This window comes from Rhizobium sp. SVR5-2C, assembly GCF_056755115.1.
Genome location: NZ_JBNDHT010000208.1, coordinates 1 through 7,877, shown reverse-complemented (window position 1 = coordinate 7,877; position 7,877 = coordinate 1). Strand labels below are relative to the sequence as shown.

Sequence of the window (7,877 nt, the reverse complement as noted above, 5' to 3'; positions counted from 1 at the left end):
TCGAACGGCGGTACTGGCCGAAGAGATCGAGCAGCCAGGAGATATTGGCATCGCCCTCGGAGGTGTTGGTGGCGCCGACCTGGTTGCGGCGCGAGCCCATCTGCCCGGAGACCGTCTGCGAGGCGCCGACCACCAGGCTCGGCAGCGAGCCGGCCCCGGCGACCGTCACATTGCCGGAGGCGGCGTTGATGCGCTCCATCGCCTGCAGCACGTCGAGGTTCTGGTCGATGCCGCGGGCCACCAGGCTGTCGAGCTGCTTGTCGCGGAACGCCGTCCACCACTGCACCGTCGCAACGTCGCCGATGTTCTTGGCGCCACCCTCAGCGAACTTGCCCGGAAGCGGCATCTCGGGGGGCGTATGATCCGGCCCGACCACGCAGCCGGCTAAGGCCGACGCGATCACAAAACATGCCGCGCTGCGAGTTAGTACAGTTCGCCCCTTCACCCACCATCCCCCTTGGTTTGGCTGAAGATAGGCCAAACATGGTTAATGAAGGGTTCATCCACTGCCTGGCCGTTGCAGCTTGCTGCAACCCCGAAGCAGCAGATAAGCTGCAATGGCCATTGAATAATTGGTGGGATCCGGCTACCGCGACGCAGCAAGTCGACAAGGGCCGTGTGTCGGGCGGATCGCCCGGGTCGCGGGCTAGATTGACCCCTATCGAACGAGGCAAAGCTATGAACGTCACCATCTACCACAATCCGGCCTGCGGCACGTCCCGCAATACGCTGGCGATGATCCGCAATGCCGGGATCGAGCCCACGGTCATCGAGTACGTACAAGCGCCGCCGTCTCGCGCGGAGCTGGTCAAGATGATCGCCGATGCGGGCCTGACCGTCCGCCAGGCCATCCGGGAAAAGGGCACGCCCTATGCGGAACTCGGGCTCGATGATCCTGCCCTGACGGACGATCAGCTGCTCGATGCGATGTTGAAGCATCCGATCCTGATCAACCGTCCCTTCGTGGTGACGCCGCTCGGTGCGCGTCTGGCGCGGCCGTCGGAACTGGTTCTGGATATCCTGCCCGGTACTCATAAGGGCGCCTTCACCAAGGAAGACGGCGAAAAGGTTCTCGATGCGGAAGGCAAGCGTGCTGTCTGATCTGCCAGCAGCGCAAGGGTTAATCTCGCGGCGCTGTGCAAGGAAGGGCAAACAAGCTGTCGGGCTCGCTTACTGGCGTCGGAGATCGATGCTGCTCGTGACAACCGTCTTTCCAGTCGCCGGATCGCGGTCGACGGTCCTGAGACGCAGGCCCTCCGCTCCGACCTTCTCGATGGTCATGCTTGCATTCCGGTCGCCATTGACGGGGCGAGGCCACCGGACGGAAAGATTGATCGCGTTTCCGCGGCGGCTTCCCGAAAGTGCGGACGGCAGGCCGGACGGTCCGACATATGTACCCGTGTAGCGATCGCCGTTCACCTTTAGATCCGCTGAAACGGCTTTGCGAATGACGAGCAAGCCGCGGCAGTTGCCCTTCATCGAAAAGTCGAACGCACCTGCCGTTGTTGCGAAGCTGCAGTTCACGTTGATCGGACTGCTGCCGATCCGCGTCAGCACTGTGCCAGCGCCGTTCCAATTTCCCGCGAGCGACTTGATAAAGTCGATCTCTGCGGCGGTGGCCGCAAGTGGTTGGACACCGGCAAGAGCAACGGATAACAAATAGGCGGCGCTGCGCATGATGGGACCTCGTAACTGATCGTGCCGAACGTCTCCCAGACAGATCAGTTCCCCGGCCGGCATTTTCGCGGATAGTGAGCGCCGGAAAACCGCTGATGATGCAATCCCGGCCGGTTTACGAGGCCATCACGGATGCTCAACGATTATCGCACAGCCGCATAAAAGCACATAGACCCCCGTATAGGTCATACCCTTCTCGTTGGTGCCTGATGCTTCCTCCCGTTCAATAGTCAGGCCGGGAGCGGGCCTTTATTCTCAAGATGCTTCTGCCGTGGGGCAGTTTCTCTCGATCGATCCCGAATGGAACCAGCATACCTCGTGGGTTGTTTCGAGAAAAAGACGACGAGAATGCTCGCAGCGGACACACTTGATCGAAGGGACATTTGGACACGGAAGCCGGCTCTATTACCATCGAGGTAAGATCATGAGTAAGCCCGCAGCTATTCTTTTTGCAGTCCTGACCGCTGCTCCCGCAGCCGCGCACGATGCGAAGCCGACGTCGATGCAGCCTAACGGATGGACATATCCGTTTTCGTGCTGCAGCGGCATGGATTGCCGCGAAGTCACAGACCAAGCGGTTCTCGAAGGCCCCCGCGGCTATGTCATCAAGCTCACGGGAGAGCTCATCATGTCCCGGGATACTCGCATCAAGGACAGCCCGGACGGGCATTTTCACCAATGCACGGTGGCTGGCGAGCCCACAGGGCGCACGATTTGCCTCTTCGTTCCGCCGCGTGCCTACTGAGGATTACGACCATGACACAGGAAACCAATCGTATCGAAAGCCAGCTCATCCCCTTGAAGCTGTTCCCGGATCGTATTTCGGAAGGCTGGACCACGGCGCCGACGCCGGACGCTCACTCAGCGCCGGACAGCGGCTCCGAGGCTCATTTGATGGCGTTTTCCTTCAGTAAAGGCCGATCCGCCGCGCCTCTGGACGGTCAAGCTATGCAGAGCCGGACATCTGCCACGACACTCTACGTGACCGGAACGCTGTTTGAGCTTTTCTGCTACACCGTCAACCTTGACCGGCTTGTCACGGCGATGGGTGAGCAGCCGGCGGCGACACTGCAGTAGAGCCGCGCAAGACGCGAGCACGCGGTCGAGGCTGCAGTTTCCCCTCGGGAAGCATGGCGGGTCATTCCGCAAGCGCGTCCCGGACGTCTGCTTAGGCTCGCGACACCCTAGGCGGCCTTGCCTTCGTGGAAAACGCCGCGCTTCTTGAGAAAGCTGATGGCTCCGGCGAGTACACCGAGAGCGGCCATCAATGCGATCAGGACAGACAGATAGCCGACATGTAGGGTCGGATTCGGTGCGGCGAGATATTCCCAAGCCTCCACCGCAACCACAGCGAATAAAGCAGCGCAAACTGTCGAATAATCCTTGGCGATGACGCGCTTGAAATTGAATTCCATGCCTTCGGTGGATTCGGCAAACTTGCCGAAACGCGGCATCCAGCGCGGCACATCCCGGCAATAGGCTCGATACCCATCGCCAAACTTGTCCTCGAGGAACGCTTCTTCCGCGTAAATGATGCACTGATAGATGAAGGCGAACAATGCGATGCCGGCAGCCACCACCCAAAGGCTGCCATGCACCAGGAACAAGCCGCTGTAGATCAGCATGTTGCCGACATAAAGGGGATTGCGGCAGATGCCAAACATCCCCCCTGTTACCAGATCCTTGGCATAGACTTTCTTGTTGAGGCCGCCCCGCCGGATATAGGCATAACCGATGACGATGGCGCGCAAGATCAAGCCCGCAAGCACAACGGCGAGCGCAATCAGATCTTTCCCTTCCTCAAGAAAGGCGCTGCCAAATATCTCGGTCGGCGGCAGCGCCATCAGCAGCAACCCCACGATCATCACGGGGAATGCCTGATTGCGGAACTGGAAGAAAAAATTCCCGATGCTTATCATCGTCTTCTTCATTTGATGACCCATGCCTATTTGACCGCGATAATTCCGCAGAAATTGTACCAGCGGAAAAAGACCTCGATCTGGCGAAATCCTGTCTCCTTGAGCAGCTGGACATTTTCTTCCAGGCGGTAGGGGATCAGCACATTCTCCAAGGCTTCGCGCTTTTTCGATATCTCGATTTCCGAATAGCCGTTCCGGCGCTTGAAATCGTAGTAGTGGTCGATGAAAAGCCGATTGAACATGGTGTCCTCGCTCGTGAGCTTCTCAATGAGAAGCAGACAGCCCTGCTCATTCAATCCGGAGTAGATCTGCTTGATCACGCGCTCACGATAAAGCGGGCGGACGAATTGCAACGTCAGCAGCATGGTGACGACGCTGGCATCCGTCATCGCCAGGCCCTGGTGAAGATCGCCGACCCTCAGATCAATCTGCCTGCTGGTTTCTGCCTGCTGGATCTTTACTTTGGCTTTCTCCAGCATCTCCGGTGCGTTGTCGATGCCGATGAACTTGACCCCTTCATCCAAAAAGGTATCGAGCATCAGCAACGTGGTCGCCGTCGAGCAGCCGATATCATAAAGATTGGTGCCGGGCCGTGCGAAATCCCGCGCCAGTTCGCAGACCATGCGCTGCATTTCTTCATAGAAGGGCACTGACCGGCTCACCATGTCATCAAAAACACCGGCAACCGTGGCGTCGAAGGCAAAGTCCCCAACCGGGTGGTCCTCGCTGAACACCTCGTCCTTACGTTCGATGTGGAGCACTTTGCTCAGGTCTTTCTCCGCCATTTTATCTGATCCTTGGCTTTGGTCTACGAACGCTTCGGGCTTTGGCACCGCGGGCAGACCGAGCCGGATGCCTTGTGCTGCAGCACGCCCGGTCCACGGGTCTGAAATTCTGCAGCTCGTTCAATTGACCGATTTCGCTAGCTGGCGAATGACGCGAAGTCAAGTTTCCTGACGGGAAAGGCGAGACATGAGCAGACCGGCGCCCGAAAGCACCGCGCGGCTACGTGTGATTTCCAGTCAAAGTGGCGAATGCAGGAATACCGGCATCGAAGCGCTCTCTGCCTTCTTGGAAAGATAGAGCCGTGCTGTGTCGAGAGCCTCGCGAATCGTCACATCCATATCGAGATAACGGTAAGTGCCAAGCCGTCCTACAAAGGTGACGGAGCTTTCCTGTTCGGCGCGCGAGACATAGTCGGTCAGCTGCTCCTTCTCCCTGACCAAGCGAATTGGGTAGTAGGGAGTGTCCTCAGGGCTGCAGGCGCGGGAGAATTCTTTATAGCAAACAGAGCCCGCATGATTCTCCCAGGGAGAAAAATGCTTGTGTTCAGTGATACGCGTGTAGGGAACCGAGACATCCCCATAGTTCATCACTGCGCAGCCCTGGTAGTCACCTTCATACGTAAAGCGCTCGAAATCGAGGGTGCGATAGCCGAGCCGGCCGAACTCATAGTCGAAATAGCCGTCAAGCGGACCCGAATAGAAGACGTGCCGGAAGTCTGCGCTTTGAGCACGGTCGAAATGCGTTCCGAGCTTTACCGTGATGTTGGGATGATCGAGAATACGTCCGATCATATCGGTATAGCCGTTCTCCGGCATGCCCTGGTACTTATGGAAGAAATAGTTGTCATCGTAGTTGAAACGCACCGGGAGCCGTTTCAGGATGGAAGCCGGCAGGTCCGTTGGTGAGCAGCCCCACTGCTTTTGCGTATATCCCTTGAAGAATGCCTCGTATAAGTCCTTCCCGACAAACTGGAGGGCTTGCTCTTCAAAGGTTTCCGGATCTGCTATGGAGCCGTCGGCCTGTTCTTCAATAAACTGGCGAGCTTCGTCGGGCCTGAAGCTCTTGCCAAAGAACTGATTGATCGTGTGAAGATTGACGGGCAGGGAATAAACCTGACCGTCGCTCGTCGTTTTGACGCGGTTCTTGTACGGTAGAAACGTCTGAAAACCGTTCACATAGCTCCAGACCTCGGCGTCATCCGTGTGGAAAATGTGAGGGCCATAGATATGGACCATGACCCCCGTCTCTTTGTCGCGTTCCGTATGGCAATTGCCGGCAATGTGGTCGCGGGCATCGATGACCTCGATTTCATGGCCCGCCTGTGCCAGTTCGCGCGCGATGACCGCGCCCGAAAGTCCTGCGCCCACGATAAGGATTTTTTCATTCACGCGCATTTGCAGACTAGTCCTATCTCAGGGCTCAACGTTTGGCGGGATCTAATGAAAGCTTAGCGCGCATGAGCGCATCATACGCACCGATCAAGCGATCCAGATCGAGTCCCTTTTCTTGTGGTCCGAAGCTCAAGTGGCTTACGGTAAAGTCCGCATAAATCGCGGTCGGTCGATTAAGGAAGGTCGGCAAACCAACTGTCAGAGCGTGTTCGTCATCGCCTTTCGGCAAAGCCATGTGGATCAGGTCTCTTCCGAGCCAGGCTATGAAATTGATCGATTGACGTTCGTTCCAATCGATGACCTTGGCTGGCAAGGGCAGGCGCTTGTCTTCCGTTTGCAGAAAATAGTCGTGCAGTTCATTGGCGCGCTCCGCGCTTTGCCAAAGACTGCCGCCAAAACCGCCGGGCGGCCGTTCGAAATGGCCGACTTGGTTGGGAATTGAGCCCGCAACCTGCTGCCAATAGGCGCATACGCCGTTGTTCACGACATTGGCGGAAACGACAACATATTTCGGATTGGTTCGCCTGAACTCGATGAACTCGCTGAGCTTTTCGATGTCCACATAAACGATGTCGTCATCGCATTTGAGGAATATCGAGTTCGAAAAGGTCTGCAGCCGCTTGGCATAGAAATCATAGGCCTGCCAATAGGGTATCTGCTCGTTCGGATTGCCGACGAAACGTTGTATGCGCGATCGTATGCCGCCCAATCCCAGATCAGCACCCCACCCGCCGCGGAGCATGATGGAGGCACCCGCCGAAAGGTCAAGCTCCGGCCAGTGGCCGATCGCCACGTTATTGACATGCAGCGAAGGGACTCCCGCTGCATCAATGTTGAGGACGATTTGATTGGGAGCCCCCGGCGACAGGATCGCTGGAGTGGGCTTGCTCCAAATCGCCTGCGCGTTGTCGCGATCGAAACCCTTGAGCTGACTGCGTGGCAGCTTGCGGAGGACCGAGTGCGAATTGCTCCAGCCGCCGACAACGATTTCGAAATAAGTATCACCGCCATCGTTCGGAACGACTGCAATGTGAAGGTCGTTGGTGATCGTCGCATTAAGGCGGAGAGGTTGATTGGGAGCCACCGATCCCCTGGATTGGTAGGACGCAGCCGCGCCCATGTACCGGACCGGGCCGAATTCGCGTGTCACCCATTCGTGGTCCTCCCGCGAGCGGGTGAAGTCCCAGACGTGCCACTCGTCAATGATCCCTGCATCCATTGCGGAACGGATGTACTGGGTCAGGATTTCCATTCTTTTCTGCCTGCCCGCAAAGGTAACAAGTATAACCGGAGCCATCGTATCTATAACCGGAGCCATTGTGTCTTCGTTGTTTGCATTCGCGTCATCAGGATCACAAGGATCCGCAGCCCATCAACGTCGACGCGGCTTACTTCCTTTTCAGGACGCCGATTCCCAGAAAATTGCCCGCGACCGAATCGTATTGCTGTTTGAATTCCCAAGAGTTGAAGTCGGACTCCGCTTCTTTGACGTAGCTCCAGAACAAGGTTGTTCCCGGGCATGCTTGAGAAGCAATGTCGTGATGCACGATAATTTCAGCGTCGTTGCGGACAAGCAGATGATCGAACATCACGCCCTGAAGTGAGTGGTCCCCATCAACAAATACCATCTGCGGCTTGAATACCGAGAGATAGTCAACCACCTCGCTCGAGGTTGACAGGTTTTGTATGTAGTGAACCGGCGTGGAAGATATTTGAATGTATTTCTTGATAAACGGAGTTGGTTCGATCGGGTCTATGGCGAGCGAAAAATCAATCGGAGCTCCGATCTTCTTCAGCCATTCATTGACGAGAATGAATGTGCCGCCCCATCGGCAGCCGATTTCCGTGTAGTTGCGAATATGCTTTGCATTGTGCGTTAGCCAGACGAGATACCTGGCGAGCTGAGAGGGGTACTGCCAGAGATGCAGTCCCTTACCGAAGAATTCACGCAGCTCTGCCGGTTGCTGTTCAAGATACTCGTCATTCAAACCCAGCTCCGGTATTAGCTGTTTCTCGATGAATTGGGTGTCGTAGCACCGTGAGATCGGCAAATTGCGAATTGTGGTTATGGTCGACTCTACAGAGTCAGCGATGCTTGCGTAGC

At 56.7% G+C, this 7,877-nt stretch carries 9 protein-coding genes and 1 pseudogene; 3 read left to right on the top strand and 7 right to left on the bottom strand.

What is annotated here, in order from left to right; genetic code table 11:
- A pseudogene (locus tag ACPYOI_RS33505) lies at positions 1–346 on the bottom strand (efflux transporter outer membrane subunit); the annotation flags it as partial.
- A gap of 332 nt (positions 347–678) precedes the next feature.
- Here ACPYOI_RS33505 and arsC point away from each other — a divergent pair.
- Positions 679–1,101, top strand: coding sequence for an arsenate reductase (glutaredoxin) (gene arsC, locus ACPYOI_RS33500; protein ID WP_481419180.1), 423 nt, complete (start codon positions 679–681; stop codon positions 1,099–1,101).
- Positions 1,102–1,170: 69 nt separating this feature from the next.
- On the opposite strand, the gene ACPYOI_RS33495 is transcribed toward arsC, so the two are convergent.
- On the bottom strand, positions 1,171–1,677 hold the full coding sequence (locus ACPYOI_RS33495; protein ID WP_481419181.1) for a hypothetical protein: 507 nt from the start codon (positions 1,675–1,677) through the stop codon (positions 1,171–1,173).
- A 424-nt stretch (positions 1,678–2,101) separates the two neighbouring features.
- On the opposite strand from ACPYOI_RS33495, the gene ACPYOI_RS33490 reads away from it, so the two are divergent.
- Positions 2,102–2,422, top strand: a complete 321-nt coding sequence (locus ACPYOI_RS33490) for a hypothetical protein (protein ID WP_481419182.1) — start codon at positions 2,102–2,104, stop codon at positions 2,420–2,422.
- A gap of 11 nt (positions 2,423–2,433) precedes the next feature.
- On the top strand, positions 2,434–2,754 hold the full coding sequence (locus ACPYOI_RS33485; protein ID WP_481419183.1) for a hypothetical protein: 321 nt from the start codon (positions 2,434–2,436) through the stop codon (positions 2,752–2,754).
- Positions 2,755–2,861: 107 nt separating this feature from the next.
- Here the strand turns inward: ACPYOI_RS33485 and ACPYOI_RS33480 are convergent, their stop codons facing one another.
- The 5 genes from ACPYOI_RS33480 to ACPYOI_RS33460 all read right to left on the bottom strand — a co-directional run.
- On the bottom strand, positions 2,862–3,608 hold the full coding sequence (locus ACPYOI_RS33480; protein ID WP_481419184.1) for a methyltransferase family protein: 747 nt from the start codon (positions 3,606–3,608) through the stop codon (positions 2,862–2,864).
- Positions 3,609–3,622: 14 nt separating this feature from the next.
- Positions 3,623–4,429, bottom strand: coding sequence for a carboxy-S-adenosyl-L-methionine synthase CmoA (cmoA, locus tag ACPYOI_RS33475; RefSeq protein ID WP_481419185.1), 807 nt, complete (start codon positions 4,427–4,429; stop codon positions 3,623–3,625).
- Between the two features lie 189 nt (positions 4,430–4,618).
- On the bottom strand, positions 4,619–5,776 hold the full coding sequence (glf, locus tag ACPYOI_RS33470; RefSeq protein WP_481423983.1) for a UDP-galactopyranose mutase: 1,158 nt from the start codon (positions 5,774–5,776) through the stop codon (positions 4,619–4,621).
- Positions 5,777–5,801: 25 nt separating this feature from the next.
- The gene (locus ACPYOI_RS33465) at positions 5,802–7,070 is read right to left on the bottom strand and encodes a DUF6250 domain-containing protein (protein WP_481419195.1); all 1,269 of its coding nucleotides are present in this window, start codon (positions 7,068–7,070) and stop codon (positions 5,802–5,804) included.
- A 91-nt stretch (positions 7,071–7,161) separates the two neighbouring features.
- A partial coding sequence (locus tag ACPYOI_RS33460; RefSeq protein WP_481423982.1) for a hypothetical protein occupies positions 7,162–7,877 on the bottom strand: 716 nt, incomplete at its 5' end.

Bases quoted from the DNA above. Each gene is read 5' to 3' on its own strand.
- glf (WP_481423983.1), bottom strand. From the start codon at position 5,776: ATGCGCGTGAATGAAAAAATCCTTATCGTGGGCGCAGGACTTTCGGGC.
- ACPYOI_RS33495 (WP_481419181.1), bottom strand. From the start codon at position 1,677: ATGCGCAGCGCCGCCTATTTGTTATCCGTTGCTCTTGCCGGTGTCCAA.
- ACPYOI_RS33465 (WP_481419195.1), bottom strand. From the start codon at position 7,070: ATGGCTCCGGTTATACTTGTTACCTTTGCGGGCAGGCAGAAAAGAATG.
- ACPYOI_RS33490 (WP_481419182.1), top strand. From the start codon at position 2,102: ATGAGTAAGCCCGCAGCTATTCTTTTTGCAGTCCTGACCGCTGCTCCC.
- ACPYOI_RS33485 (WP_481419183.1), top strand. From the start codon at position 2,434: ATGACACAGGAAACCAATCGTATCGAAAGCCAGCTCATCCCCTTGAAG.
- arsC (WP_481419180.1), top strand. From the start codon at position 679: ATGAACGTCACCATCTACCACAATCCGGCCTGCGGCACGTCCCGCAAT.
- ACPYOI_RS33480 (WP_481419184.1), bottom strand. From the start codon at position 3,608: ATGAAGAAGACGATGATAAGCATCGGGAATTTTTTCTTCCAGTTCCGC.